Genomic DNA, 24,545 nt, shown 5'->3' with positions numbered 1-24,545 from the left:
CGAGTGATGTGCTCAAGTGGTGCTTTTCAGCGGTGTGTTGAGTGCCGGGTGGCAGGGGTCCCGCCTCGGAAAGTTATCCACAGGCCCGGTCGGTCGCGGGCAGATCTCGGTAACGTCAATGACCAGCGAGCCGGAAGGACCGGCGAGCCGACGGGCGCGGGGGCAGTCGGGAGTGTGGGGCATCCCTGAACCGTCGCGTGAAACAAGGGCGTGAGAGAACAAGCCAGGGGCGTGAAGGGGGAGGTGGCCCGCCATGACGCGAGTGCCATACGTAACGGGGTTCGCAAGGGCGGACGAGGAGGGGCCGTCGGCCAAGGCCGTGGGCCGGGCCCTGCGGGAGCAACTGCCGCGCGAGGAACAGGCGGTGCTGCGGATCGTCGCCGGGCGCCCCGACGCGGTGGCGGCGGTCGAGGCGTCCAACGCCGGGCGACTGCCCGGGCTGACACCCATTCGCGTCGGGCGGATGGCCGCCAGCCCCTTCGCCTTCCTCCGAGGGGCGGCCGGACTCATGGCCCACGACCTGGCGGAAGGTCCCGTGACGGGAGTCGGGGCCCAGATCTGCGGGGACGCGCACGCAGCCAACTTCGGCCTCTACGGTGATGCCCGCGGCGAACTGGTCATCGATCTCAACGACTTCGACGAAACCGTCCACGGCCCGTGGGAGTGGGATGTCAAACGGCTCGCGACCTCGCTGGTGCTGGCCGGCCGGGAGGCCGGGGCGAGCGAGCAGGACTGCCGGACCGCGGCCCGGGACGCCGCCGGCACCTATCGACGCACCATGAGGATGCTGGCGAAGCTCCCGGTGACCGAAGCGTGGAACGCCCTCGCCGACGAGGAGTTGGGCTCGCACAGCGACGCCCGGGACCTGCTGGGCACCCTGGAACGGGCCGAGGCCCAGGCGCGCAAGAACACCAGCGCACGGTTCGCGGCCAGGTCCACCGAGCGCGGGCCGGACGGCGACCCGAGGTTCGTGGACGCTCCGCCGGTGCTGCGACGGGTGCCGGACGACGAGGCGGCGGCGGTCGCCGCGTCACTTGCCGGCTATCTCCACACGTTGCCCGAGGACCGTCTGCCGCTGCTGGCCAGATATGCGGTGCACGACGTGGCCTTCCGAATAGTCGGGACCGGCAGTGTCGGACTGCGGTCGTACGTGGTGCTGCTGCTGGATCACCGGGGCGAGCCCCTGGTCCTTCAGGTGAAGGAGGCCCGGCGCTCGGTACTCGCGTCCTATCTGGCGAAGGTCGGCCTCCCGACGCCTCCGACGGGGCACGAGGGGCGCCGCGTGGTGCTCGGCCAGCAGCGGATGCAGGTGGTCAGCGACCCGCTGCTGGGATGGACGACGGTGCAGGAGGACATGGCGAACGGCGAACACGGGAGAGGAGCAGGCGGACGGGGGGATGGCAAACGGGGCGCTGGCGGGCATGCGACGGCAGCGACAGGTGAGGGGCAGTCGGGCGGCATACCGGGGACAGCCGGTCGGCGTCGTCGGCCGGGTGGCTCGGGAGCGCCGGGTGGTGCGGGCACCGGACTGCCGTTCCAGGTGCGGCAGTTCCGCAATCACAAGGGCAGTGTGGACCCGGTCCAACTGTCCGGCGGGCAGCTCGACGACTATGCCCGGATGACCGGCGCTCTCCTGGCCCGCGCTCACGCCCACAGCGCCGATCCACGCGTGGTGGCCGGCTACGGCGGGAAGGGGGACGCGCTCGACGAGGCGATAGCGGCCTTCGCGGTGGCCTACGCGGAGCGCACGGAAGCGGACCACGCGGACCTGGTCGCGGCGATCCGCAGCGGACGCATTGCCGCGGAGACGGGGGTGTGACGGCTACGGGGGCGCGACGGCTGGCGGGGGCGATCTGACACGGGGGTGAGGGGAGGGGCGGGGGGAGGGGCCCCCGGGGCGTGAGGTTCGCGTACCGTCGCCCGTCGCCCGTCGCCCCCCGGCCCACCGTCTGCCTCCCCGGCGCGCCCACCCCACCCCACCCCTCACCTCCACCCGCCTCCGACCCCCTAGCCCACGGGCCCTCCCGGACCCAGCGCCGCTCCCGCTCACCCCCAGACGCGCCCCGGCCCTCCGACCCGGTGGGGCCCCGTACGCTGACCGGGTGACGAACTCGCAGGCGGAGAACGCGCAGGACGGCCAGGACCGATCGGAGGTGCCGGGGGCGCCCGGCGACCCGGGCGCCCCGTGGGCGGCGGATGCCCGTGGGGAGGCGTCGGGCGCGGAGCAGAGCGGCGGGGGTGCCGCTGCCCAGGGAGGGAGCCGACAGGGCACAGGCGACGGTGATGGCACCCGTGACGAGGAGGCGACCCGCCGGTTGGCGAAGGCGGTGCTGGCGGCGGAGCAGGCGTTGATCGAGTTCGAGATCGCGGTCGAGACCTTCCGGGTGGAGGTGGAGAACTTCTCCCGGCTGCACCACCAGCGCCTCGGCCCCATGTACGCGCGGCTGGACGAGTTGGACGCGCAGATCGCCGAGGCCGTGGCGGCGCGCACCGGCGACCCCGAGGACATCCGCAAGGCCCGTGAGGCGCGGGCGTCGGTGCTGCCGATGCCGGAGGTGGAGGAGCTCTTCCACGGCTGGCTCGGGTCGGAGGGACTGTTCCCCGAGTCGCAGGCGATGCTCACGGACCAGCCGGTGCAGCCGCCGCAGAAGGTGCGGCCCAGCGAGGAGGCCCGCAGGATCTACCGCGATCTGGTGCGTCGGGCGCACCCGGATCTGGCGCGGGACGATGCGGAGCGGGCCCGGCGGGACGGGTTCATCGCGCGGGTCAACGCCGCGTACGGGCGGGGCGACGAGGCGGCGCTGCTGGCGCTGGTCCGGGAGTGGGAGGCCGGTCCGGTGCCCGTCGAGCGGCGGCCGAGCGAGAGCGAGGAGCTCTACGCCCGGCTGGAGTGGCTGGCCGAGCGCAAGGACATGCTGGCGTCGATGGTCGCGGAGCTGGAGGGCAGCGCGATCGGCGCGATGATCCGGATGGCCCCGGACGATCCGGACGGCCTGCTCGACGAGATCGCCGAGAAGCTGTTGGCCGATGTCCGGGAGCGCGAGGCATACCTCGCTCAGCTGGTCGGGTAGCGTCGGAAGCATGCAATTTGGTTCTGTTCCCACGGTCGGTGTCGATGCCCTCACGCCCGGGGCCTTCCTCCTGGACGTCCGGGAGGACGACGAGTGGGCGGCCGGGCACGCCGAGGGTGCGCTGCACATCCCGATGAGTGAATTCGTCGCCCGTTACGGGGAGTTGACCGAGGCGGCGCCCGAGGGCGGCAAGATCTACGTGCTGTGCCGGGTCGGCGGGCGGTCGGCTCAGGTGGCGCAGTACCTGGTCCAGCAGGGCCTCGACGCGGTGAACGTCGCGGGCGGCATGCAGGCGTGGGAGGCGGCCGGGCGGCCGGTGACGGACGGCAGGGGTGGCGCGGGGGCGGTCATCTAGGTCGTCGCGCGGGGGCGGATCCGACGATCACGCCCCCGTGTCGTTTCCGGCTCGTCGGCGGGTCAGCTCAGCGGGTGCGCGGCGAGGAGTTCGCCGAGGGCCTCCTCGTGGGCGGCGGCGGGGCCCAGGGAGAGTTCGAGCTGCTTGGCCCAGGCGTGGTAGCGGTGCAGCGGGTAGTCGGTGTCGGCGCCGAAGCCGCCGTGCAGATGCTGGGCGGTCTGGACGATGCGGCGGACGCCCTCGGCGGCCCAGATCTTGGCGACCGCGATGTCCCCGGCGGGCGGTAGGGGGCCCGCGGCGCCGGTGGTGAGGCGCCAGGCGGCCTGCCAGAGGGTGGCCTCCATGGCGCGCAGGTCGATGAACCGGTCGGCGGTCTGCACCGCGACGGCCTGGAAGGTGGCTAGGGGGAAGCCGAACTGCTCGCGCTTTCCCGTGTAGTCGCTGGTCATGGTGAGGACGCGGTCGCCGAGGCCCAGGGCGAGGGCGCAGGTGCCGATGGTGAGCAGGTCGCGCAGGGTCTCCCAGGCGGCCGGGGCGGTGAGTGTTTCGCGGGCGTCGACGCGCACGGAGTCGAGGCGGACCTCGGCGTAGCGCTCGCCGCTGGTGGACGTCTGGTCGTCGAGGGTGAGGCCGGGGCTGCTCCGGGGGACGAGCGCGAGGACGGCGCGGCCGTCGGGGGTGTGGGCGGGGAGCAGGATCCGGTCGGCGGTGGCGGCCCAGGGAACGGCGGTCTGGGCGCCGTCGAGTATCCAAGTGGTGCCGTCCGGGCGGGCGTTGACGGCGAGTTGGGCCGGGTCGTGGCCGGTGCGGCCGGCGGAGGCGGCGGTGAGGACGAGTTCGCCGGTGGCGATCCGTGGCAGTACCTCGGCCTGGAGGGCGGCGGGGGCGTGTCGTTGGAGGGTGTGGGCGGCGGCGTAGGTCTCCAGGAGGGGGACGCGGGCGAGCACTTGGGCGGAGGCGCGTAGCACCAGACAGAGGGCGATCGGGTCGAGGCCCGTGCCGCCGTGTTCGGCTGCGACGGGCAGGCCGAGCAGGTCGGCGCCGGCGAGCGTGCGCCACAGAGGGCGGTCGAAGTCGTCGGCGACGGGGCCGTGGGTGAGGGCCGGGCTGGGGACGGCGTCCGGGGCGACGTCGGCGAAGACGGCCCGGGCCGCTTCGAGGGCGGCCTGTTGTTCTTCGGTGAAGGTGAAGTCCACTGGTCCGTCCTCCTGCGCGCCGCCGGAATTCACAGAGCGATGTCTGACGAGGCGTCAAGGTAGAACAAGTTGCAGGAATTGGGAATGGTGTGGACGGCGACGGCCGGGGCTCAGCGGTCGAAGTCCAGCTCGACCCGTTCCGTGCCGGGGTGGGACTGGCACGCCAACACATAGCCGGAGTCGACCTCTTCGGCCTCCAGGGCGAAGTTGCGGTCCATCCGGACGTCGCCGGAGACCAGGAAGGCGCGGCAGGTGCCGCAGACGCCGCCCTTGCAGGCGTAGGGGGCGTCCGGGCGGTTGCGGAGCACGGCTTCCAGGAGCGATTCGCCGTCGTGGACCGGCCAGGTGCCGGAGCGGCCGTCGAGGGTGGCGGTCACCGTGCTGTGCGCGGGCGCGGTGGCGGCGGGGACGGGGGCCGCGGCGCCGTTGTCTATGTGGAAGATCTCTTCGTGGATGCGGGTGCGTGGCACGCCGAGGGCGCGCAGGGTCCGTTCGGCGCCCTGGACGAGGCCGTAGGGGCCGCACAGGAACCAGCCGTCGACGGTGTCGGTGCGCAGCAGCGCGGGCAGCAGGGTGCGCAGGCGCTCCTCGTCGAGGCGCCCGGAAGGCAGGCCGGTCTGTCGGTCTTCGCGGGAGAGGACGGGGACCAACTGGAAGCGTTCGGGGTAGCGGTCCTTGAGGTCGGCCACCTCCTCCAGGAACATCGTGGAGGCCGTGGTGCGGTCGCTGCGGATCAGGCAGAACCGGGCCTTGGGTTCGCGGGCGAGCAGCGTGCTGACGATGGAGAGCACCGGCGTGATGCCGCTGCCGCCGACGATGCCCACGAACTGGCCGGGGCGCGGGGCGAGGGTGAAGCGGCCGGCCGGGGGCATGACGTCCACGGTGTCGCCGACGGCGAGTTCCTTGAGGGCGTAGGTGGAGAAGGCGCCATCCTCGACCAGGCGGATGCCCACGCGCAGGACGGGGGCGTCGGTGGCGGGGGTGCAGACGGAGTAGGTGCGGCGGATCTCCTGGCCGTCGACCGCTCTGCGCACGGCGATGTGCTGCCCGGGGGTGTGCCGGAAGTCCGTGCGGAGCTCGGGCGGGACCGTGAAGGTGACGGCCACCGCGTCGTCCGTGAGCCGCTCGATCTCCCGCACGCGGAGCGGGTGGAACATCACAACTCCTTGAAGTGGTCGAAGGGTTCGCGGCAGGACTCGCAGCGACGCAGGGCCTTGCAGGCCGTGGAGGAGAACCGGCTGAGCAGGGTGGTGTCGGTGGAGCCGCAGTGCGGGCAGCGGATGGTGAGGTCGAGGGCGACGGGGCCGCCGCCCGGCCCGGTGGGGCGGGGCGGTGCGATGCCGAACTCGGCCAGTTTCCGGCGGCCTTCGTCGGTGATGGCGTCGGTCGTCCACGGGGGGCTGAGGACGGTGCGGACCTCGACCCGGGGTATGCCGTGGTCGTGAAGGACGCGCTCTATGTCGGCGGACATCGCCTCGATGGCGGGGCAGCCGGTGTAGGTGGGGGTGAGGGTCACCTCGACGTGGCCGGGGGCGGCGAGCCGTACGTCGCGCAGGACGCCGAGCTCGGCGAGGGTGAGGACGGGCAGTTCGGGGTCCGGAACGGAGCCGGCGAGCGCCAGCAGTTCCGCTTCCAGGGCGGTGGACGTCACCATGTCGCCCCCGGGTGGCTGCGGTGGAGGTGCTGCATTTCGGCGAGCATCCGGCCAAAGGGCTCGGTGTGCAGCCCCTGGCGTCCGGCGCCGGCGGTCCAGCCGCCGCGCTGGGGGCCCTCGGGGACGGTGAGGGTGGCGCGCTCCAGGGTGCTGGTGATGCGGGCGGTCCACTCGTCGCGGAGCGGCTGCCAGGGGACGTCCTCCAACCCCTCGACGGGGGCGAGGAGTTCGCCGGTGTACCGCCAGAGGGCGGTCAGGGCGGACTGCATCCGGGCGTGGCTCTCGTCGGTGCCGTCGCCGAGGCGCAGGGTCCACTGGGTGGCGTGGTCGCGGTGGTAGGCGGTCTCCTTGACGGCCTTGGCGGCGAGCGGCGCCAACTCGCCGTCCGTGGTGGCCAGATGGCCGTAGAGCAGCTCCTGGTGGGTGGAGAAATACAGTTGGCGGGCGATGGTGTGGGCGAAGTCGCCGTTGGGCTGCTCGACGAGTTGGAGGTTGCGGAACTGGCGTTCCTCGCGGAGGTAGGCCAGCTCGTCCTCGTCTCCGACGAGGGAGAGCAGGACCCGGGCCTGGCCGAGGAGGTCCAGGGCGATGTTGGCGAGGGCCACCTCCTCTTCCAGGACGGGGGCGTTGCCGGCCCATTCGCCGAGGCGGTGGGCGAGGATCAGCGCGTCGTCCCCGAGGGGCAGGGCGGGGGTGGTGGTGAGTGGCGTCATAGGTGGTGCACCCCCTCCGGGATCTCGTAGAAGGTGGGGTGGCGGTAGGGCTTGTCGCCGGCCGGTTCGAAGAAGGTGTCCTTCTCGTCCGGGGAGGAGGCGGTGATCTGGGCGGAGGGGACGACCCAGATGGAGACGCCCTCGGAGCGGCGGGTGTAGAGGTCGCGGGCGTTGCGCAGGGCCATTGCGGCGTCGGGGGCGTGCAGGCTGCCGGCGTGGGTGTGCGACAGGCCGCGGCGGCTGCGGACGAAGACCTCCCACAGGGGCCAGTCGGCGGGGCCGGCGGTGGCGTCGGCCGTGGCCGGGGCCTCGGCGGGGCGTGGTGTCGTCATCGGGCCGCCTCTTCCTGGTGGGTGCCGGTGCGGGGCGTGCGGGTGGCGTGCTTGGCGGCGTGCGCGGCGGCGGCCTCGCGGACCCAGGCGCCGTCCTCGTGGGCGCGGCGACGGCGGTTGATCCGTTGGTCGTTGCAGGGGCCGTTGCCCTTGAGGACCTCGCGGAATTCGGACCAGTCGATGGGGCCGAAGTCCCAGTGCTGCCGTTCCTCGTTCCACCGGAGGTCGGGGTCGGGGAGGGTCAGGCCGAGGGCCTCGGCCTGGGGGACGCAGATGTCCACGAAGCGCTGGCGCAGCTCGTCGTTGGAGTGCCGCTTGATCTTCCAGGCCATGGACTGCGCGGAGTGCGCGGACTCGTCGTCGGGCGGGCCGAACATCATCAGGGAGGGCCACCACCAGCGGTCGACGGCGTCCTGGGCCATGGCGTGCTGGGCCTCGGTGCCGCGGCTGAGGGCGAGCAGGAGCTCGTATCCCTGGCGCTGGTGGAAGGACTCCTCCTTGCAGACGCGGACCATGGCGCGGGCGTAGGGCCCGTAGGAGCAGCGGCACAGCGGGACCTGGTTGGTGATCGCGGCGCCGTCCACGAGCCAGCCGATGGCACCGACGTCGGCCCAGGTCAGGGTGGGGTAGTTGAAGATCGAGGAGTACTTCTGACGGCCGCTGTGGAGCTTGTCGAGGAGCTCGTCGCGGCTGGTGCCGAGGGTCTCGGCGGCGCTGTAGAGATACAGGCCGTGGCCGGCTTCGTCCTGCACTTTGGCCATCAGGATCGCCTTGCGGCGCAGGGACGGGGCCCTGGTGATCCAGTTGGCCTCCGGCTGCATCCCGATGATCTCGGAATGGGCGTGCTGGGCGATCTGGCGCACCAGTGAGGCGCGGTAGTCGTCCGGCATCCAGTCCCGTGGTTCGATCCGCTCGTCCGCGGCGATTGTGGCGTCGAACAGGGCTTCCCGGCCCGTGTCCTCCGGCGCGATCGTCGTCATGTGGTGCCCCCTCCTCCCGACCGACCGATCGTTCGGTTCAATGGTGGGTGGGCGGGCCGCGGGTGTCAAGCAGCTTGTGGATAACCGGGTGAGGGTGTGCCGGGGGCGGCCGGCTAGGTACCGTTCCGGGGCGGGGTCGACCGTACGAGAACGGGGAACGGGGCGGGAATGCAGTCACACGGGGACGAATCGCGGTCGCTGGCCGCGCTGTCGCTGCCCTCGCGGATCGTCATAGGAACGGCGGCCAGCGGCATCGCGGTCGCCGTCCTGATCCACCTCGGAATGATGTTCCTGCACGTCGCGCCGGCGAACACGCTCAGCAAGCAGCAGTCCGGCCTGATCAGCGACTACGTCTATCCCGAGTACGAGCAGAACTGGAAGCTGTTCGCCCCCAACCCCCTCCAGCAGAACATCGACGTCCAGGTCCGCGCGCAACTGCGCGGCCGGGACGGCGCGGTGCGGACCACCGACTGGACCGATCTGAGCGCCCGCGACGGGCAGGCCATCCTCCACAACCCGCTGCCCAGCCACACCCAGCAGAACCAGTTGCGCCGCGGCTGGGAGCTGCTCTCCAGCACCCTCGACGCGCAGAACCGCCCCACCGGCGAGCGCGGCGAGATGTTCGCGCGCTACCTCCGACGGATCGTGATGCTCCGGATGTCCGGTGAGTGGACCAAGGCCGGCGACCGGATCGAGCAGGTCCAGATCCGCTCGCGCACCACCGCCGTCCCCCCGCCCCCGTGGAGCACGGAGAAGATCAGCGACAAGCCCGTCTACCGCGTGCTGCCCTGGTGGCAGATCACCGCGAACGACCTTCCCGAGGGGGCGACGAACAAGTGACGTCACCGACGCCGCAGCAGCCGCACACCGCCCCCCAGGCCCCCGCAGCCCCGGAAGGGGCCCCCGCCGCCTACCAGGAGACCCGTATCGAGCGCGTCGTCGGTCGCGGCTTCGCCTGGGTCACCGACCGGGCCCGGGCCCCGTACCAGAGCGCCGTCATCCGCATCGGCTTCGCCGGCACCTGGCTGCTGTTCCTGCTGCGGGAATGGCCGTACAGGGGGCAGCTCTACGGCCCCGGCGGCCCGTGGGACTTCGGCATGGCGCGCCAGTTGCTCGACAGCAACCACGGCTTCTCCGTCCTGTTGTGGTCCGACGGCCGCGGCTGGTTCGAGTGTGTCTACCTGCTCGCCATCGTGGCCAGCGCGCTGCTGATGCTCGGCTGGCGCACCCGCACCATGTCGGTGCTGTTCATGGTGGGCGTGCTCTCGCTCCAGAACCGCAGCGTCTTCATCGGGGACGGCGGCGACAACGTCATCCACCTGATGTCGATGTACCTCGTGCTGACCCGCTGCGGACAGGTGTGGTCGCTGGACGCCCGTCGCGCCCGGAAGACGGCGGCCCTCGCGGGAGATACCGGGACCGCGCCCCGCGATCTGACCGGCATCGTCCTGTGGGCGGCCCTCGGCCTCGCCCTCGCCGTGGCCCAACTGACCGGCGCCCCCGGGCTCACCTGGTTCGGGCACGGCCCGTTCCCGCACTTCGGCTGGAGCCTGGCCCTGTGGGGACTGTGGGCGGCGCACGGCCTGTGGTGGGCGGTGCGGCGGTACGCCCCCGGGGAGCCCCGGATCGTCCTCGACACCCTCGCCAAACTGGCGCACAACGCCGCCCTGTTGGTGATCATGGTCGAGGTCTGCCTCGTCTACGCCACCGCCGGCTGGTACAAGATCCAGGGCTCGCGCTGGCAGGACGGCACCGCCGTCTTCTACCCGATGCACCTGGACTACTTCTCCCCCTGGCCGGGACTGTCCCAGATGCTGGGCAGCAACGGCCTGATGGTCATGCTGATCACCTACGGGACCGTGATCGTCCAGGTCGCCTTCCCGTTCACCCTCGCCAACCGGCGCCTGAAGAACGCGCTGTTGGTCGTGATGATCTGCGAGCACCTCTCGATCGCGTTCCTGCTGGGCCTGCCGTTCTTCTCCCTGGCGATGATCACCGCCGACGCCGTCTTCCTGCCGACCAACTTCCTGACCTGGCTCGGCGGCCGGCTCTCCCGCCTGCGCGGACGGCTGTTCCCGCGCACCGGCGGTCCGGGCCCGGGCGCGGCGCCGGACGGCGGTGGTCCGGAGGCCGTTGCCCGCTCCGGCGGCGATGGCCATACGCTCGTGGGGTGAGCAGCGAGAAAACCGCCCCCGCCGAGCCCCTCCAGTACGACGAGGGGTACGCGCCCAAGATCGGCGTCGGGCCGCACCCGCAGCCCTGGCCGCAGGGCGACCGTTACGACCCCGAGCTGCTCGCCCACGGCGACCGCCGCAACGTCGTCGACCGCTACCGCTACTGGACGCGGGAGGCGATCGTCGCCGACCTCGACACCCACCGCCACGACTTCCACGTGGCCGTCGAGAACTGGAGCCACGACTTCAACATCGGCTCGGTCGTCCGGACCGCCAACGCCTTTCTGGCCAAGGAGATCCACATCGTCGGGCAGCGCCGCTGGAACCGCCGCGGCGCCATGGTCACCGACCGCTACCAGCACGTCCGTCACCACCCGGACACCGAGTCGCTGACCGCATGGGCCGCCGCCGAGAAGCTGCCGATCATCGGGATCGACAACCTCCCCGGCTCGGTGCCCCTGGAGACCACCGTCCTGCCGCGCCGCTGCGTGCTGCTCTTCGGGCAGGAGGGGCCGGGGCTGACGGAGGAGGCCCGCGCGCACGCCTCCCGGGTCTGCTCGATCGCCCAGTTCGGCTCGACCCGCTCCCTCAACGCCGGGGCGGCGGCGGCCATCGCGATGCACGCCTGGATCGCGCGGCACGCGCAGATCCAGGACCTCTGACCCACCGCCTCGCCGGGGATTCACCCGTACCGGACGACGGGGCCCGGACCGCCGCCCGGGCCCCCGGCTCTCACGCCTCCCGCCGCACCTCCACCGTCCGGAAGCGCTGCGCCACGAACGCGCCGTCGCACAGCGCCGCGTTGGCCGCCGGGTTGCCGCCCGAGCCGTGGAAGTCGGAGAACGCCGCGGTCTGGTTCACGTACACCCCGCCGGTCAGATTCAGTGACAGTTGGGCGCACTCCTCCAGGCAGGCGTCCTCGACCAGCCGCGCCACCTCGGCCGAGGTGGTGTACGCGCCGACCGTCATGGCGCCCTTCTCCCGGACCGTGCGGCGCAGCAGCGCCACCGCGTCGGCCGCGGAGTCGACCGCCACCGCGAAGGACACCGGACCGAAGCACTCCGACAGATACGCCGCCTCGGAGTCCGGCTTGGCGCCGTCCTGCTTGACGATCACCGGTGTCCGGACCGTGGCCCCGGGGAACTCCGGGTTCTCCACCGCGCGGGAGGCCAGCGCCACCTCACCGAGCCCGGCCGCCTCCTCGATCCGCTCCTTGACCTGCGGATTGACGATCGCCCCGAGCAGCGCGTTGGCTCGCGCGTCGTCCCCCAGCAGACCGCCGACCGCGCCCGCCAGATCGCTGACGACCTCGTCGTAGGTCTTCGGGCCCGCGTCGGTGGCGATGCCGTCCCGGGGGATCAGCAGGTTCTGCGGGGTGGTGCACATCTGGCCGCTGTAGAGCGACAGCGAGAAGGCGAGGTTGCTGAGCATGCCCTTGTAGTTGTCCGTGGACTCGATGACCACGGTGTTGACGCCGGCCTTCTCCGTATAGACCTGCGCCTGGCGGGCGTTGGCCTCCAGCCAGTCGCCGAAGGCGGTCGAGCCGGTGTAGTCGATGATGCGGACCTCGGGGCGGACCGCCAGCGTCTTGGCCAGGCCCTCGCCCGGCCTGTCCACCGCCAGGCACACCAGGTCGGCCGGGAAGCCGGCCTCGGTGAGCACCTCCCGGGCCACCCGGACCGTCAGCGCCAGCGGCAGCACGGCCCGCGGATGCGGCTTGACCAGTACCGGATTGCCGGTGGCCAGCGAGGCGAAGAGGCCGGGGTAGCCGTTCCACGTCGGGAAGGTGTTGCAGCCGATCAGCAGGGCCACGCCGCGCGGCACGGCCGTGAAGGTCTTGGTCAGCTCCAACGGGTCCCGCTTGCCCTGCGGCTTGGTCCAGGACGCCTTCCCCGGGGTGCGGGTCTGCTCCTCGTAGGCGTACGTCACCGCCTCCAGGCCGCGGTCCTGGGCGTGCGGGCCGCCGGCCTGGAACGCCATCATGAACGCCTGGCCGCTGGTGTGCATCACCGCCTGGGCGAACTCGTGGGTGCGGGCGCTGATCCGGGCCAGGATCTCCAGACACACCGCGGCGCGCGCCTCCGGCCCGGCGTCCCGCCACACCGGGATCGCGGCCTGCATGGCCGGCAGCAGAACCGAGACGTCCGGGTGCGGATAGCTGATGCCCAACTCCGGCCCGTAGGGCGAGACTTCCTCGCCCACCCAGTCGTCCGTGCCGGGCTGGTCGAGCGCGAAACGGGCGCCGCGCAGCGCCTCGAAGGCGGCCAGGCCGTCCTGGGCGCCGGTCTCCCCGTACGCCTTGGGGTGCTCGGGGTGCGGGGACCAGTACGCGCGGGTGCGGATGGCTTCCAGCGCCTTGTCGAGGGTCGGGCGGTGCTTCTCGATCAACTGCGGTGCGGTCATTTCGGCGGTCATCGATGACCAACTCCTCGTCGACTGCGCGGAAAGTGGATGGGGACTGGGAGTCACACGGCAACGGAGTTAGAGTAACCGAACGATCGGTCGGGGCAAGGGGGCCCGGCCAACCTGTGGAAAACTCGCTCGGGGAGGATCGGCTGCGATGACGGCTATCGGCACGGGCAGCACCGTGGCAGTGGTGGGCACCGGCACCATGGGGCAGGGGATCGCGCAGGTGGCGCTGGTCGCCGGGCACCGCGTACGGCTCTATGACAGCGCCCCGGGCCGCGCCGGGCAGGCCGCCGAGGCCATCGTCCGGCGGCTGGACCGGCTGGTGGAGAAAGGCCGGATCCTGGCGGCCGAGCGGGACGCCGCCGGCGCCCGCCTCTCCCCCGCCGAGGATCTCGCCGAACTCGCCGACGCCGCACTGGTGGTCGAGGCGATCCTGGAGCAACTTCCCGCCAAACAGGAGCTGTTCCGCGCCCTGGAGGACGTCGTCCGGGCGGACTGCCTGTTGGCCACCAACACCTCCTCGCTGTCGGTGACCGCGGTCGCCGGCGGCCTGCGGAATCCGGGCCGCTGCGTGGGCGTGCACTTCTTCAACCCCGCGCCGCTGCTCCCCCTGGTCGAGATCGTCAGCGGCTTCGCGACCGACGAGGCCGCCGCGGTCAGCGCCCACGACACCGCCGCGGCCTGGGGCAAGACCCCCGTCCGCTGCACCGACACCCCCGGCTTCATCGTCAACCGCGTCGCCCGCCCCTTCTACGCCGAGGCCCTGCGCGCCTACGAGGAGCGGGCGGCCGACCCCGCCACCATCGACGCCGTTCTGCGCGAGGGCAGCGGCTTCCGGATGGGCCCCTTCGAACTCACCGACCTCATCGGGCAGGACGTGAACGAAGCGGTCACCCACTCGGTGTGGACCGCCTTCTTCCAGGACCCGAAGTTCACGCCCTCCCTGGCGCAGCGCCGGCTGGTGGAGTCCGGTCTGCACGGCCGCAAGACGGGACGCGGGTGGTTCGACTACGCCGAGGGTGCCGGCCGGCCCGAGCCGAGCACCGCCGGTCCCGGCCCCGTCCCCTCCTCGGTGGTCGTGCACGGCCAACTCCCCGGCCCGGCGGCGGTGTTGCGCGAGCTGATCGAGGAGGCCGGCATCGAGGTCACCGACGGCCGCACGCCGGGGGCACCCGAGGGTTTCCTCCGGTTGCCCGGCGGGGCCCGTCTGGCGTTGACCAACGGCGCCCCGGCCACGGTCCGGGGCGAGGGCGCGGTCGTCCGCTTCGACCTCTCGCTCGACTACCGGGCCGCGACCCGGGTCGCGCTCGCCCCCTCGGCGCGCGCCTCCGCGGCGGATCTCGCCGAGGCCGCGGGCCTCTTCCAGGCGCTCGGTAAACGGGTCAGCGTGATCGACGACGTCCCCGGCATGATCGTCGCTCGGACCGTCGTGATGGTCATCGACTTCGCTGTGGACGCCGCCGCCCGGGGCGTCGCGACCCCCGAGGACATCGACACGGCGATGCGGCTCGGGGTGAACTACCCCGGCGGCCCCATGGAATGGGCCGATCGACTCGGTGCCCCCTGGGTCTGCGGGGTGCTGGACTCCCTGCACGGCCAGAATGCCGGGGGACGTTACGTACCGTCCCGGGCGCTGCGGCGCCGTGCGGACCTCTAGGAATTGGTGCTCTAATCATGACCATGGCCAAGCGCGACGCCTACACGCCCGATTCGCTGCTCGCGGTCTCCGTCGAGGTGTTCATCGAGCGCGGCTACGACGGCACGTCCATGGAGCACCTCTCCAAAGCGGCCGGCATCTCCAAGTCGTCGATCTACCACCACGTGCGCAGCAAGGAAGAGCTGCTTCGCCGCGCGATAAGCCGCGCCCTGGACGGGCTGTTCGGCGTGCTGGCGGAACCGGGCGCCCAGGAGGGGCGGGCGATCGAGCGGTTGGAGTACGTCACCCGGCGGGAGGCCGAGGTGCTGATGGACGAACTGCCGTATGTGACGCTGCTGTTGCGGGTGCGCGGGAACACCGACACCGAGCGGTGGGCCATGGAGCGGCGCCGCGAGTTCGACAACCGGGTCGCCGACTTGCTCAAGGAGGCCGCCGCCGAGGGCGACCTCAGGGACGACCTGGACGTCCGGCTGGCCACCCGGCTGCTCTTCGGCATGATCAACTCGATCGTCGAGTGGTACCGGCCGGGACGGGGCGGCGCCGCGAGCCGCGACGAGGTCGCGGAGGCCGTGGTGCAGACGGCGTTCGCGGGGTTGCGGAAGGTCTGAGGGGCTGGGGCGCTGAAGCGGGGTTGTTGGGTGGGGGGTTGCGCGGCGGCGGCCTCCCCCTCCCACCCCCGAACCCACCCCCGCCCCCTCCCCCGAAGGGGGAGAGGGGGGAGGGGGCGGGGGAAAGCCCCGGCCCCGCCGAGCCCAGGGCCCCCGCCTCCCCACCCCCGCCCCCGCCCCCACCCCCACCTCACCCCTCCGCCTCCAGCCCCAGGTCCGTCTCCTCGAAGACCAGCAGCGTGCGGGTGCTCAGCACCTCCGGTATGGACTGGATCTGGGTCAGGACCAGTTCGCGCAGTTCACGGTTGTCCTTGGTGTGCACCAGGAGCAGCACGTCGAAGTCGCCGCTGACCAGCGCGATGTGGGCGGCCCCGGGCAGCGCGGTGAGTTGCCTGCGCACGGTCCGCCACGAGTTCTGCACGATCTTCAACGTGATGTAGGCGGAAGCGCCTTGGCCGGCCCTTTCCTGGTCGACGAGGGCGCTGAAGCCGCGGATGACGCCGTCGTCGAGCAGCCGGTTGATCCGTGCGTAGGCGTTCGCCCGGGAGACGTGCACCTGCTCGGCGACGGAGCGTATCGAGGCCCGGCCGTCGGTCCGCAGCAGCCGGAGGATGGCGCGGTCGATGGTGTCGAGGGGGCGGGCGGCCGGGGGTGCGGGGACGGGGGTCGCCGGGGACTGTCCCCCCGGATTGACCATCTGTTCGTCCGGCATGTCGTCCCGCCTCCCCTTCGTGGACTCTCTGCCTTCATCAGAAGCTGTGGAGAACCGTTTGTCCACAGGCTGAACCCGCCTGTAGCCAAAATGCATCAGCGACCGAACAATCGGTAGGGAAGGGCTCACCCGCCCGACATTTGCGCCATGCCCGACCTCCCCGGACACCGCGGGGAGGCAGCCCAGTCCGCCCGTGAGGCGCATCGCGCCACCCCTTCGATGACGAGGAGGTGCCCGTCATGACGGTCCTTGAGCAGCCCGGCAGCAGCAGGCACACCAGTGGCCCGACCGGCCCGCCCGCCTGGCGTCCGCGCGTCGATCCCACGCCCCTTCTGCCCGACCCCGAGCCCTACCGCCTGCTGGGCACGGACGCCGCCGCCCGGCTCGACCCGCACCTGCTGAAGCGGCTCTACGCCGAGCTGGTGCGCGGCCGTCGGTACAACACCCAGGCCACCGCCCTGACGCGCCAGGGCCGCCTGGCGGTCTACCCCTCGTCCACGGGCCAGGAAGCCTGCCAGGTTGCCGCGGCCCTCGCCCTGGAGGAGCGGGACTGGCTCTTCCCCAGCTATCGCGACACCCTCGCCGCCGTCGCCCGCGGCCTCGATCCCGTGCAGGCACTGACCCTCCTGCGGGGCGACTGGCACACCGGCTACGACCCGCACGAGCACCGCATCGCCCCCCTGTGCACCCCGCTGGCCACCCAACTCCCGCACGCCGTGGGCCTGGCACACGCCGCCCGCCTCAAGGGCGACGAGGTGGTCGCGCTGGCGCTGGTCGGCGACGGCGGCACGAGCGAGGGCGACTTCCACGAGGCGCTGAACTTCGCCGCCGTCTGGCAGGCCCCGGTCGTCTTCCTGGTGCAGAACAACGGCTTCGCGATCTCCGTGCCGCTGGACAAGCAGACCGCCGCCCCGTCCCTCGCCCACAAGGCGGTCGGCTACGGCATGCCCGGCCGCCTGGTGGACGGCAACGACGCCCCCGCGCTGCACGAGGTCCTCACCGACGCGGTCCGCCGGGCCCGCGAGGGCGGCGGCCCCACCCTCGTCGAGGCCGTCACCTACCGCCTCGATGCCCACACCAACGCCGACGACGCCACCCGTTACCGCACCGACTCCGAGGTCGAGAGCTGGCGGGCGCACGACCCGATAGCCCTCCTGGAGCGCACGTTGACCGAACGCGGCCTGCTCACCGAGGAGTTCGCGGCCGTCACCCGGGACGACGCCGAGCAGCTCGCCGCCGCCCTCCGGGAGCGGATGCACACCGACCCGCCGCTGGACCCGATGGACCTCTTCGAGCACGTCTTCACCCGGCAGACCGGCCAACTGCGGGAGCAGGCCGCCCAGTTGCGTGCCGAGTTGGACGCCGAGGCCGAAGGACACCCCGAGACCGCCGCCGGCGCCGCGACGCCCGCCCAGGAGGCCAGGCCATGACGACCACCGCCGCACCGACCGCGCGCAAGCCGGCCACCATGGCCCAGGCGCTCACCCGCGCGCTGCGCGACGCCATGGCCGAGGACCCCACGGTCCATGTGATGGGCGAGGACGTCGGCGCCCTGGGCGGCGTCTTCCGGGTCACCGACGGCCTGTCCCGGGAGTTCGGCGAGGACCGGTGCAGCGACACCCCCCTCGCCGAGGCCGGCATCCTGGGCACCGCCGTCGGCATGGCGATGTACGGGCTGCGGCCGGTCGTGGAGATGCAGTTCGACGCCTTCGCCTACCCGGCGTTCGAGCAACTGGCCAGCCACGTCGCCAAGATGCGCAACCGCACCCGCGGCGCGGTCGCCATGCCGCTGACCATCCGCATCCCCTACGGCGGCGGCATCGGCGGCGTCGAGCACCACAGCGACTCCTCCGAGGCGTACTACCTCGCCACCCCCGGCCTCCAGGTGGTCACCCCCGCGACCGTCGAGGACGCCTACGGGCTGCTGCGCGCCGCCATCGCCTCCGACGACCCGGTGGTCTTCCTCGAACCCAAGCGCCTGTACTGGAGCAAGGCCGACTGGTCACCGGACGCGCCCACGCCGGTGGCCCCGATAGGCCGCGCCGAGATCCGCCGCCGCGGCACCAGCGCCACCCTCCTCACCTACGGCCCGTCGCTGCCCGTCTGTCTGGAGGCCGCCGAGGCCGCCCGCGCCGAGGGCTGGGACCTGGAGGTCCTCGATCTGCGCACGCTGGTGCCGTTCGACGACGACACGGTGTGTGAGTCCGTGCGGCGCACCGGGCGGGCCGTGGTCGTGCACGAGTCCAACGGCTTCGGCGGCCCCGGCGGCGAGATCGCCGCCCGGATCACCGAGCGCTGCTTCCACCACCTGGAGGCGCCGGTGCTGCGCGTCGCCGGCTTCGACATCCCTTATCCGCCGCCCATGTTGGAGCGGCACCACCTCCCCGGCGTGGACCGGATCCTGGATACCGTCGCCCGCCTCCAGTGGGAGTCGCGCTGGACCGAAGGGCGTGGTGCGTGATGACCGAGGTACGCGAGTTCACCCTGCCCGACCTGGGGGAGGGCCTCACCGAGGCGGTGATCGTGCAGTGGCTGGTCGAGGTCGGCGAGGTGGTCGCCGTGGATCAGCCGGTGGTGGAGGTCGAGACCGCCAAGGCGATGGTCGAGGTGCCGTGCCCGTACGGCGGGGTGGTCACCGCCCGCTTCGGCGAGGCGGGGGCCGAAGTCCCCGTGGGGGCGCCCCTGGTGACGGTCGCGGTCGGCGCGGTACCCGACGAGCTCGGCGGGAACGGCACCGGCGGCGGCCCGGCCGTCGTCCCGCAGCCGCCGGCGCCCTCCGGCCCCGAGGCGGAGCGCGCCGCGACAGCGGACTCCGGTTCGGGGAACGTCCTGGTCGGCTACGGGACGAGCGAGTCCACCGGCCGGCGGCGCCGGATCCTGCCCGCGGGCCCGGAGGCCCCCGCGGCCCGGCCGGCCGCACCCGCGCTCGCCACGGCGGACGGCCCCTCCCGTGGCGCACAGGGCGACAACGCCCGCGCCACGGCGGTCATTTCGCCGCTGGTGCGCCGCATCGCCCGGGAGCACGGCCTGGACCTGCGCGCCATCCGGGGCACCGGGCGGGACGGCCTGATCCTCCGTACGGACGTGGAGTCCGCGATCCGGACCCTGGGCGAACGGCAGCCCGCCACGGCCGGAGTGCCGGCCGGCCCCGCTCGCCCTACGGGTACGGCGCCGGCCCCCGTCCCCGGGGAGGAGCGGATCCCGCTCAAGGGGCTGCGCGGCGCCGCGGCCGAGAAGTTCAGCCGCAGCCGCCGCGAGATCCCGGACGCCACCTGCTGGGTGGACGCCGATGCCACCGAACTCCTCGCCGCCCGCGCCGCGATGAACGTCCCCGGCGCCCCCAAGGTGTCGCTGCTGGCGCTGCTGGCCCGCATCTGCACCGCCGCGCTCGCCCGCTATCCGGAGCTCAACGCCACCATCGACACCGCCGCCCAGGAGATCGTCCGGCTCCCCGCCGTCCATCTGGGCTTCGCCGCCCAGACCGACCGCGGCCTGGTGGTGCCGGTGGTGCGGGACGCCCAGGAGCGCACGGTCGAGCAGCTCTCCGCCGAGATGGTCCGGCTCACCGAGGCCGCCCGCGCCGGGAAGCTGTCCCCCGCCGAGCTCTCGCACGGCACGTTCACGCTGAACAACTACGGCGTCTTCGGCGTCGACGGCTCCACCCCGATCCTCAACCACCCGGAGGCGGCGATGCTCGGCGTCGGCCGCATAGCCGCCAAGCCCTGGGTGCACGAGGGCGAGTTGGCGGTGCGGCAGGTGGTCCAGCTCTCGTTCACCTTCGACCACCGGGTGTGCGACGGCGGCACCGCCGGCGGCTTCCTGCGCCAGGTCGCCGACTGTGTGGAGCGTCCCGCCCTGCTGCTGCGCTCACTGTGACCGTCGGGCGACGGGACGGCGGTACGAGCCCGCCGTCCCGGCAATACTCAAAGGGTGAGCGACCACACCGACTATGACGCGATCGTGCTGGCCGGCGGCGCGGCCCGGCGGCTCGGCGGGGCGGACAAGCCCGCCCTGCCGGTCGGCGGCCGGGCGCTCCTGGACCGGGTCCTGGCCGCCTGCCCCGACGCCGCGACCACCGTCGTCGTCGGCCCCGCGCGCCCGACCGCCCGCCCGGTGGTCCAGGCGCTCGAAGACCCCCCCGGCGGCGGCCCGCTCGCCGCGCTGGACGCCGGGCTGCGGCACACCACCGCCCCCACGGTGCTGGTCCTCTCCGCCGACCTGCCGTTCCTGACGTCCGCGACCGTGCGCGACCTCCTCAACGCGGCGGCCGGCGGCGGCACTTCGCACCGCGACGGCGCGCTGCTGCGCGACGCGGAAGGACGGGACCAGCCGCTGGTCGCCGCCTACCGCTCGGCCCCGCTGCGCCGCGCGCTGGACGGGCTACGTGCCGACCACGACGGGACCCTCGGCGGGCTGCCGCTGCGCCCCCTGCTGTCCGCACTGGCGCTCGCCCGCGTCCCGGACACCTCCTCCGCCGCGTCCTTCGACTGCGACACCTGGGAGGACATCGGTACGGCACGTGCCCGGATCAGGGAGCATGGACACGTGTTGGACGAATGGATCACGGCAGTCAAGGCCGAACTCGGCATCGACCTCGATGTCGACACGGCGGCACTCCTCGACCTCGCGCGGGACGCGGCCCACGGCGTGGCCCGCCCGGCCGCGCCGCTGACGACCTTCCTGATCGGTTACGCGGCGGGCCGGCAGGGCGGCGACGTGGCGGAACTGGCGCGGCGGGCCTCCGCGCTGGCCGACCGCTGGGCCGCCGAGGCCGCGGCCGAGGAGGCCCGGGCGGCCGGCGCCGGTGCCCCGGACGACGAAGCGAAGCCCGCGGAATGACCGGACGGGAGTACAGCGACGAGTTCGCCGACGCGCTCGCGCTGGCCAATGACACCGCGGTGGCCCACCAGCGGTCCGCCCCCGCCGACCGGCCGCCCGGCGCCTCCGCCGGCGACACGGACCCGGAGTGCCTCACCGGCCCCCACGAGGCAGGGCACACCGCGCCGTCCGCGGCCACCCCGCCCCGCCCCGGCAAGCGGCCCGCGGGCCACCTCCATACGCCCTGGCGCGCGGCCCGGGAGCGGGCCGAACGCGCGGTGCGCCAGCCGCCCGCCCCCGGGACGGCCGACCTCGCCGACGCGCTCGGCCGCACGCTCGCCGCCCCCCTGACCGCCCTCACCGACCTGCCGTCGTTCGACACCTCGGCGATGGACGGCTGGGCGGTCGCCGGCCCCGGCCCGTGGCGCGTCGACGCCACCCCGTCCGACGACGCCGGCACCGGCCCGGGCGCCGGCATCCTCGCCGGCCACGCCACCACCATGGCGCTTCCCGACGGCCATGCGGTCCCCATCGCCACCGGCGCCCGCATCCCGACCGGCGCCACCGCGGTGCTGCGCAGCGAACACGGCGAGGTCCTCGAACTCCCCGACGGCCGGGCCCGGTTGTACGCGCCGCGGCCGGTGCCCCCGGGGCAGGACATCCGCCCGCGCGGCCAGGAGTGCCGGGCCGGCGACCACCTGCTGGCCGCCGGCACGCCGGTGACCCCCGCCGTCCTCGGCCTGGCCGCCGCGGCCGGCTACGACGAGCTGTCCGTCCACCCCCGGCCCCGCGTCGAGGTGCTCGTCCTCGGCGACGAACTGCTGCGCAGCGGGCTGCCCGAGGGCGGCCGGATCCGCGATGCGCTCGGCCCGATGCTGGTCCCGTGGCTGCGGGCGCTGGGCGCCGAGGCGGCGGCCCCCCGGCACCTCGGCGACGACGCCGACGCGCTGCACGACGCCCTCGCCACCTCCACCGCCGACCTGATCGTCACCACCGGCGGCACCGCGTCCGGCCCGGTCGACCACGTGCACCCCACCCTCCGCAGGATCGGCGCGGAACTGCTGGTGGACGGCGTGGCGGTGCGGCCCGGCCACCCCATGCTGCTGGCCCGCCTCGCCCCGCGCCGACACCTCGTCGGCCTCCCCGGCAACCCGCTGGCCGCGGTCTCCGGTCTGCTCACCCTCGCCGAACCGCTGCTCCGCGCGCTCGCCGCCCGCTGCCCCGCCGCGCCCTGCCGCCTGCCGCTGGCCGCCGCCGCCCAGGGGCACCCGCGCGACACCCGGCTCGTCCCGGTCGCCTACCGCGACGACACCCGGCACGGGCAGACGGCCGCGTCGCTGCACTTCCACGGGCCCGCCATGCTGCGCGGGATCGCCGCCGCCGACGCGTTGGCGGTCATCCCGCCGGGCGGCGCGGAGCGCGGCACCGAGGTGGACCTCCTCGAACTCCCCTGGCCCGCCGGCTGGTCGGCCGGCTGGCCGACCCCCGGCACCTCGTACGATCCCGCAGCCCCCGCCGGAGGCCCCGCGTGAAGCTCCCGTCCCACGACGCCGCGGCGCGCGATGTCCCCCAGGACCGCTCCCACCGGGTGCTGCTGCCCCGCCGCGCCCCGAAGGCCCCGATACGCCAGGTCGCCCGCCGGCTGCTGATGGCCCTGCTGGTCCTCGTCGCCACGGTCTTCATCGTCTGGATCGACCGCGAGGGGTACCACGACAACGCCGGCGGCACCCTCGACCTGCTCGACTGCTTCTACTACGCCACCGTCACGCTCTCCACCACGGGATACGGCGACATCGTCCCCTACAGCGCCGGCGCCCGGCTGACCAACATCCTGGTCATCACGCCGCTCCGCGTGCTGTTCCTGATCATCTTGGTCGGCACCACGCTGGAGGTGCTGACCGAACGCACCCGTGAACAGTGGCAACTGAAACGCTGGAGAAACGCCTTGCGCGACCACACCGTCATCGTCGGCTTCGGGACCAAGGGCCGGTCCGCCGTGCAGACCCTGTGCGCCACGGGACTGCCCCGGGAGCGGATCGTCATCGTCGACCCCAGCAGCAAGGTGGTCGAGTCCGCGGTGGCCGAGGGGTTCGCGGGGGTGGTCGGCGATGCGACGCGCAGCGACGTGCTGTTGCGGGCCGAGATCCAGCGCGCGCACCAGGTGGTCATCGCCACCCAGCGCGATGACACCGCCGTCCTGGTCTCGTTGACCGCTCGTCAGCTCAACAAGCGCGCCACCATCGTCGCCGCCGTGCGGGAGGAGGAGAACGCGCCCCTGCTGCGCCAGTCCGGCGCCGACGCGGTGATCACCTCGGCCAGTGCCGCCGGCCGGCTGCTGGGACTGTCGGTGCACAGCCCCAGCGCGGGCGTCGTCATGGAGGACCTGATCCAACAGGGCAGCGGGCTGGACCTGGTGGAGCGGCCGGTGGTCAAGTCCGAGGTCGGCAGGTCCGTCCGGGAGACCGACGACCTGGTCGTCTCCGTGCTGCGCGGCCACCGGCTGCTGGGCTACGACGATCCGAAGGCCAGCCCGTTGCAGACCGCGGACCGGCTGATCACCATCGTCCGCGCCGCGCCGGCGGAGGAGTCCGAGGTCCCCGGAAAGCCGTCCGCCAAGTCGACGTTGCCCGGCACGGGGGTCTCCCCGATGCGTCCGGCGGACGATTGACGGAGCGTCGGCGGGGCGGGCGTGCGTCGGATCCCGGGGACTCCGCGGAGAACGTGCCCGCGCCCCGCCCTTTCGCCCCGTGGCCGGTCGGCGAGTAGCCTCGCGCCCATGCGAGCGATCACCATCCCCGAGCCCGGTGGCCCCGAAGCCCTCGTCTGGGCCGAAGTGCCCGATCCGCAGCCCGCCGAGGGCGAGGTCCTGATCGAGGTCGCGGCCAGCGCCGTGAACCGCGCCGACCTGCTCCAGCGCCAGGGCTTCTACGACCCGCCGCCCGGTGCCTCCCCGTACCCCGGCCTGGAGTGCTCGGGGCGGATCGCGGCGGTCGGCCCCGGCGTGCACGGCTGGGCCGTCGGCGACGAGGTGTGCGCGCTGCTCGCCGGCGGCGGCTACGCCGAGAAGGTCGCTGTCCCGGCCGGCCAGGTGATGCCGTTGCCGCCCGGCGTCGACCTCGTCACGGCCGCCTCGCTCCCCGAAGTCGCCTGCACGGTCTGGTCGAACGTCTTCATGATCGCGCACCTGCGGCCCGGCGAGACGCTGCTGGTGCACGGCGGCGCCAGCGGCATCGGCACGATGGCGATCCAGTTGGCCAAGGCGGTCGGCGCCCGGGTCGCGGTCACCGCGGGCGGCCCCGAAAAGCTGGCCCGCTGCGCCGAGTTGGGCGCCGACATCCTCATCGACTACCGCGAGCAGGACTTCGTCCAGGAGATCCGCAAGGCCACCGACGGCAAGGGTGCGGACGTCATCCTCGACATCATCGGCGCCAAGTACCTCCAGCGGAACGTCAAGGCGCTGGCGGTCGCCGGCCGGCTGGCGATCATCGGGCTCCAGGGCGGCGTGAAGGCCGAGCTCAACCTCGCCGCGCTGATCTCCAAGCGCGCCGCGATCACCGGCACCGGTCTGCGGGCCCGTCCGGTGAGCGAGAAGGCGGCCATCGTCGCGGCCGTCCGGGAGCACGTCTGGCCGCTGATCGGCAACGGCCAGGTCCGCCCGATCGTGGACCGGACCCTGCCGATGGCGGAGGCCGCCGAGGCGCACCGGGTCCTGGACGCCAGCGGTCACATCGGCAAGGTCATCCTGACGGTCTGAGCCGCCCCGCCCGTCGCCTCCGGGGCCGCTGATCGCCCCCGCCCCTCCCCGTGCCGGCAGGTCACTCGGCCGACCTGCCCGAGATGCCGCGGTCGAACCGCTGTGTGACGCT

Annotated in this window: 23 protein-coding genes; 15 read left to right on the top strand and 8 right to left on the bottom strand. The window is 73.3% G+C overall.

Features of this window, described 5'->3' with window-relative positions; all coding sequences use genetic code 11:
• Nucleotides 1–253: 253 nt before the first annotated feature.
• The 3 genes from ACIQU6_RS00980 to ACIQU6_RS00970 all read left to right on the top strand — a co-directional run bounded on the left by ACIQU6_RS00980 (nucleotide 254) and on the right by ACIQU6_RS00970 (nucleotide 3,426).
• Entirely contained in the window at nucleotides 254–1,819 is a 1,566-nt protein-coding gene (locus tag ACIQU6_RS00980) for a DUF2252 domain-containing protein (protein WP_403479496.1), read from the top strand.
• A gap of 283 nt (nucleotides 1,820–2,102) precedes the next feature.
• Nucleotides 2,103–3,071, top strand: a complete 969-nt coding sequence (locus tag ACIQU6_RS00975; protein WP_403479495.1) for a hypothetical protein — start codon at nucleotides 2,103–2,105, stop codon at nucleotides 3,069–3,071.
• Nucleotides 3,072–3,081: 10 nt separating this feature from the next.
• A complete protein-coding gene (locus ACIQU6_RS00970; RefSeq protein WP_403479494.1) occupies nucleotides 3,082–3,426 on the top strand; it encodes a rhodanese-like domain-containing protein in 345 nt (114 codons plus the stop codon).
• A gap of 62 nt (nucleotides 3,427–3,488) precedes the next feature.
• On the opposite strand, the gene ACIQU6_RS00965 is transcribed toward ACIQU6_RS00970, so the two are convergent.
• The 6 genes from ACIQU6_RS00965 to paaA all read right to left on the bottom strand — a co-directional run bounded on the left by ACIQU6_RS00965 (nucleotide 3,489) and on the right by paaA (nucleotide 8,301).
• The gene (locus tag ACIQU6_RS00965; protein WP_403479493.1) at nucleotides 3,489–4,622 is read right to left on the bottom strand and encodes an acyl-CoA dehydrogenase family protein; all 1,134 of its coding nucleotides are present in this window, start codon (nucleotides 4,620–4,622) and stop codon (nucleotides 3,489–3,491) included.
• 110 nt (nucleotides 4,623–4,732) lie between these two features.
• Nucleotides 4,733–5,779, bottom strand: coding sequence for a 2Fe-2S iron-sulfur cluster-binding protein (locus ACIQU6_RS00960; RefSeq protein ID WP_403479492.1), 1,047 nt, complete (start codon nucleotides 5,777–5,779; stop codon nucleotides 4,733–4,735).
• Complete coding sequence (paaD, locus tag ACIQU6_RS00955) at nucleotides 5,779–6,276, bottom strand: 1,2-phenylacetyl-CoA epoxidase subunit PaaD (protein ID WP_403479491.1); 498 nt, start codon at nucleotides 6,274–6,276, stop codon at nucleotides 5,779–5,781. Before paaD ends, ACIQU6_RS00960 begins: the two co-directional genes overlap by 1 nt.
• Nucleotides 6,270–6,989, bottom strand: coding sequence for a 1,2-phenylacetyl-CoA epoxidase subunit PaaC (paaC, locus tag ACIQU6_RS00950; RefSeq protein WP_403479490.1), 720 nt, complete (start codon nucleotides 6,987–6,989; stop codon nucleotides 6,270–6,272). The genes paaD and paaC overlap by 7 nt, the downstream gene beginning before the upstream one ends.
• Nucleotides 6,986–7,321, bottom strand: coding sequence for a 1,2-phenylacetyl-CoA epoxidase subunit PaaB (gene paaB, locus ACIQU6_RS00945; protein ID WP_403479489.1), 336 nt, complete (start codon nucleotides 7,319–7,321; stop codon nucleotides 6,986–6,988). Before paaB ends, paaC begins: the two co-directional genes overlap by 4 nt.
• The gene (gene paaA, locus ACIQU6_RS00940; RefSeq protein WP_403479488.1) at nucleotides 7,318–8,301 is read right to left on the bottom strand and encodes a 1,2-phenylacetyl-CoA epoxidase subunit PaaA; all 984 of its coding nucleotides are present in this window, start codon (nucleotides 8,299–8,301) and stop codon (nucleotides 7,318–7,320) included. Before paaA ends, paaB begins: the two co-directional genes overlap by 4 nt.
• Before the next feature lie 168 nt (nucleotides 8,302–8,469).
• On the opposite strand from paaA, the gene ACIQU6_RS00935 reads away from it, so the two are divergent.
• From ACIQU6_RS00935 to ACIQU6_RS00925, 3 genes are read left to right on the top strand one after another with little or no spacing between them, the layout of a single operon-like run.
• Complete coding sequence (locus ACIQU6_RS00935) at nucleotides 8,470–9,141, top strand: DUF5819 family protein (RefSeq protein ID WP_403479487.1); 672 nt, start codon at nucleotides 8,470–8,472, stop codon at nucleotides 9,139–9,141.
• Nucleotides 9,138–10,475: an HTTM domain-containing protein gene (locus tag ACIQU6_RS00930; RefSeq protein ID WP_403479486.1), complete on the top strand. Its 1,338-nt coding sequence runs from the start codon at nucleotides 9,138–9,140 to the stop codon at nucleotides 10,473–10,475. The genes ACIQU6_RS00935 and ACIQU6_RS00930 overlap by 4 nt, the downstream gene beginning before the upstream one ends.
• Nucleotides 10,472–11,137, top strand: coding sequence for a TrmH family RNA methyltransferase (locus tag ACIQU6_RS00925; RefSeq protein ID WP_403479485.1), 666 nt, complete (start codon nucleotides 10,472–10,474; stop codon nucleotides 11,135–11,137). Before ACIQU6_RS00930 ends, ACIQU6_RS00925 begins: the two co-directional genes overlap by 4 nt.
• 70 nt (nucleotides 11,138–11,207) lie before the next feature.
• Here the strand turns inward: ACIQU6_RS00925 and paaN are convergent, their stop codons facing one another.
• Entirely contained in the window at nucleotides 11,208–12,890 is a 1,683-nt protein-coding gene (gene paaN, locus ACIQU6_RS00920; RefSeq protein ID WP_403479484.1) for a phenylacetic acid degradation protein PaaN, read from the bottom strand.
• Nucleotides 12,891–13,035: 145 nt separating this feature from the next.
• Between paaN and ACIQU6_RS00915 the strand changes: the two genes are divergently transcribed.
• Nucleotides 13,036–14,541 carry a 3-hydroxyacyl-CoA dehydrogenase gene (locus ACIQU6_RS00915; protein ID WP_403479483.1) on the top strand — a complete coding sequence of 502 codons (1,506 nt, stop codon included), beginning with the start codon at nucleotides 13,036–13,038 and terminating at the stop codon, nucleotides 14,539–14,541.
• A gap of 17 nt (nucleotides 14,542–14,558) precedes the next feature.
• Nucleotides 14,559–15,149, top strand: coding sequence for a TetR/AcrR family transcriptional regulator (locus tag ACIQU6_RS00910; RefSeq protein WP_403479482.1), 591 nt, complete (start codon nucleotides 14,559–14,561; stop codon nucleotides 15,147–15,149).
• Between the two features lie 190 nt (nucleotides 15,150–15,339).
• Here the strand turns inward: ACIQU6_RS00910 and ACIQU6_RS00905 are convergent, their stop codons facing one another.
• Entirely contained in the window at nucleotides 15,340–15,861 is a 522-nt protein-coding gene (locus ACIQU6_RS00905) for an Lrp/AsnC family transcriptional regulator (protein ID WP_403479481.1), read from the bottom strand.
• Between the two features lie 239 nt (nucleotides 15,862–16,100).
• Between ACIQU6_RS00905 and pdhA the strand changes: the two genes are divergently transcribed.
• From pdhA to ACIQU6_RS00870, 7 genes are all read left to right on the top strand, one after another.
• Nucleotides 16,101–17,291 carry a pyruvate dehydrogenase (acetyl-transferring) E1 component subunit alpha gene (gene pdhA, locus ACIQU6_RS00900; protein ID WP_403479480.1) on the top strand — a complete coding sequence of 397 codons (1,191 nt, stop codon included), beginning with the start codon at nucleotides 16,101–16,103 and terminating at the stop codon, nucleotides 17,289–17,291.
• On the top strand, nucleotides 17,288–18,322 hold the full coding sequence (locus tag ACIQU6_RS00895) for an alpha-ketoacid dehydrogenase subunit beta (RefSeq protein ID WP_403479479.1): 1,035 nt from the start codon (nucleotides 17,288–17,290) through the stop codon (nucleotides 18,320–18,322). The genes pdhA and ACIQU6_RS00895 overlap by 4 nt, the downstream gene beginning before the upstream one ends.
• Nucleotides 18,322–19,737, top strand: a complete 1,416-nt coding sequence (locus ACIQU6_RS00890) for a dihydrolipoamide acetyltransferase family protein (RefSeq protein ID WP_403479478.1) — start codon at nucleotides 18,322–18,324, stop codon at nucleotides 19,735–19,737. Before ACIQU6_RS00895 ends, ACIQU6_RS00890 begins: the two co-directional genes overlap by 1 nt.
• Before the next feature lie 54 nt (nucleotides 19,738–19,791).
• Nucleotides 19,792–20,700, top strand: a complete 909-nt coding sequence (locus tag ACIQU6_RS00885; protein ID WP_403479477.1) for an NTP transferase domain-containing protein — start codon at nucleotides 19,792–19,794, stop codon at nucleotides 20,698–20,700.
• On the top strand, nucleotides 20,697–22,211 hold the full coding sequence (locus tag ACIQU6_RS00880; protein ID WP_403479476.1) for a molybdopterin molybdotransferase MoeA: 1,515 nt from the start codon (nucleotides 20,697–20,699) through the stop codon (nucleotides 22,209–22,211). The genes ACIQU6_RS00885 and ACIQU6_RS00880 overlap by 4 nt, the downstream gene beginning before the upstream one ends.
• On the top strand, nucleotides 22,208–23,347 hold the full coding sequence (locus ACIQU6_RS00875; protein ID WP_403479475.1) for a potassium channel family protein: 1,140 nt from the start codon (nucleotides 22,208–22,210) through the stop codon (nucleotides 23,345–23,347). The genes ACIQU6_RS00880 and ACIQU6_RS00875 overlap by 4 nt, the downstream gene beginning before the upstream one ends.
• 108 nt (nucleotides 23,348–23,455) lie before the next feature.
• Nucleotides 23,456–24,433, top strand: a complete 978-nt coding sequence (locus ACIQU6_RS00870) for an NAD(P)H-quinone oxidoreductase (protein WP_274914703.1) — start codon at nucleotides 23,456–23,458, stop codon at nucleotides 24,431–24,433.
• Nucleotides 24,434–24,545: the final 112 nt, after the last annotated feature.

Source organism: Streptomyces sp. NPDC090442, from assembly GCF_044769405.1.
In the GTDB taxonomy this organism is placed as follows: Bacteria; Actinomycetota; Actinomycetes; order Streptomycetales; family Streptomycetaceae; genus Streptomyces.
The sequence above is the reverse complement of the archived record's forward strand: the minus strand, read 5'-3'. Positions and strand labels throughout refer to the sequence as shown.

Bases quoted from the DNA above. Each gene is read 5' to 3' on its own strand.
- ACIQU6_RS00980 (WP_403479496.1), top strand. From the start codon at position 254: ATGACGCGAGTGCCATACGTAACGGGGTTCGCAAGGGCGGACGAGGAG.
- ACIQU6_RS00970 (WP_403479494.1), top strand. From the start codon at position 3,082: ATGCAATTTGGTTCTGTTCCCACGGTCGGTGTCGATGCCCTCACGCCC.
- ACIQU6_RS00960 (WP_403479492.1), bottom strand. From the start codon at position 5,779: ATGTTCCACCCGCTCCGCGTGCGGGAGATCGAGCGGCTCACGGACGAC.
- paaD (WP_403479491.1), bottom strand. From the start codon at position 6,276: ATGGTGACGTCCACCGCCCTGGAAGCGGAACTGCTGGCGCTCGCCGGC.
- paaC (WP_403479490.1), bottom strand. From the start codon at position 6,989: ATGACGCCACTCACCACCACCCCCGCCCTGCCCCTCGGGGACGACGCG.
- paaB (WP_403479489.1), bottom strand. From the start codon at position 7,321: ATGACGACACCACGCCCCGCCGAGGCCCCGGCCACGGCCGACGCCACC.
- paaA (WP_403479488.1), bottom strand. From the start codon at position 8,301: ATGACGACGATCGCGCCGGAGGACACGGGCCGGGAAGCCCTGTTCGAC.
- ACIQU6_RS00935 (WP_403479487.1), top strand. From the start codon at position 8,470: ATGCAGTCACACGGGGACGAATCGCGGTCGCTGGCCGCGCTGTCGCTG.
- paaN (WP_403479484.1), bottom strand. From the start codon at position 12,890: ATGACCGCCGAAATGACCGCACCGCAGTTGATCGAGAAGCACCGCCCG.
- ACIQU6_RS00915 (WP_403479483.1), top strand. From the start codon at position 13,036: ATGACGGCTATCGGCACGGGCAGCACCGTGGCAGTGGTGGGCACCGGC.
- ACIQU6_RS00910 (WP_403479482.1), top strand. From the start codon at position 14,559: ATGACCATGGCCAAGCGCGACGCCTACACGCCCGATTCGCTGCTCGCG.
- ACIQU6_RS00905 (WP_403479481.1), bottom strand. From the start codon at position 15,861: ATGCCGGACGAACAGATGGTCAATCCGGGGGGACAGTCCCCGGCGACC.
- pdhA (WP_403479480.1), top strand. From the start codon at position 16,101: ATGACGGTCCTTGAGCAGCCCGGCAGCAGCAGGCACACCAGTGGCCCG.
- ACIQU6_RS00895 (WP_403479479.1), top strand. From the start codon at position 17,288: ATGACGACCACCGCCGCACCGACCGCGCGCAAGCCGGCCACCATGGCC.
- ACIQU6_RS00890 (WP_403479478.1), top strand. From the start codon at position 18,322: ATGACCGAGGTACGCGAGTTCACCCTGCCCGACCTGGGGGAGGGCCTC.
- ACIQU6_RS00880 (WP_403479476.1), top strand. From the start codon at position 20,697: ATGACCGGACGGGAGTACAGCGACGAGTTCGCCGACGCGCTCGCGCTG.
- ACIQU6_RS00870 (WP_274914703.1), top strand. From the start codon at position 23,456: ATGCGAGCGATCACCATCCCCGAGCCCGGTGGCCCCGAAGCCCTCGTC.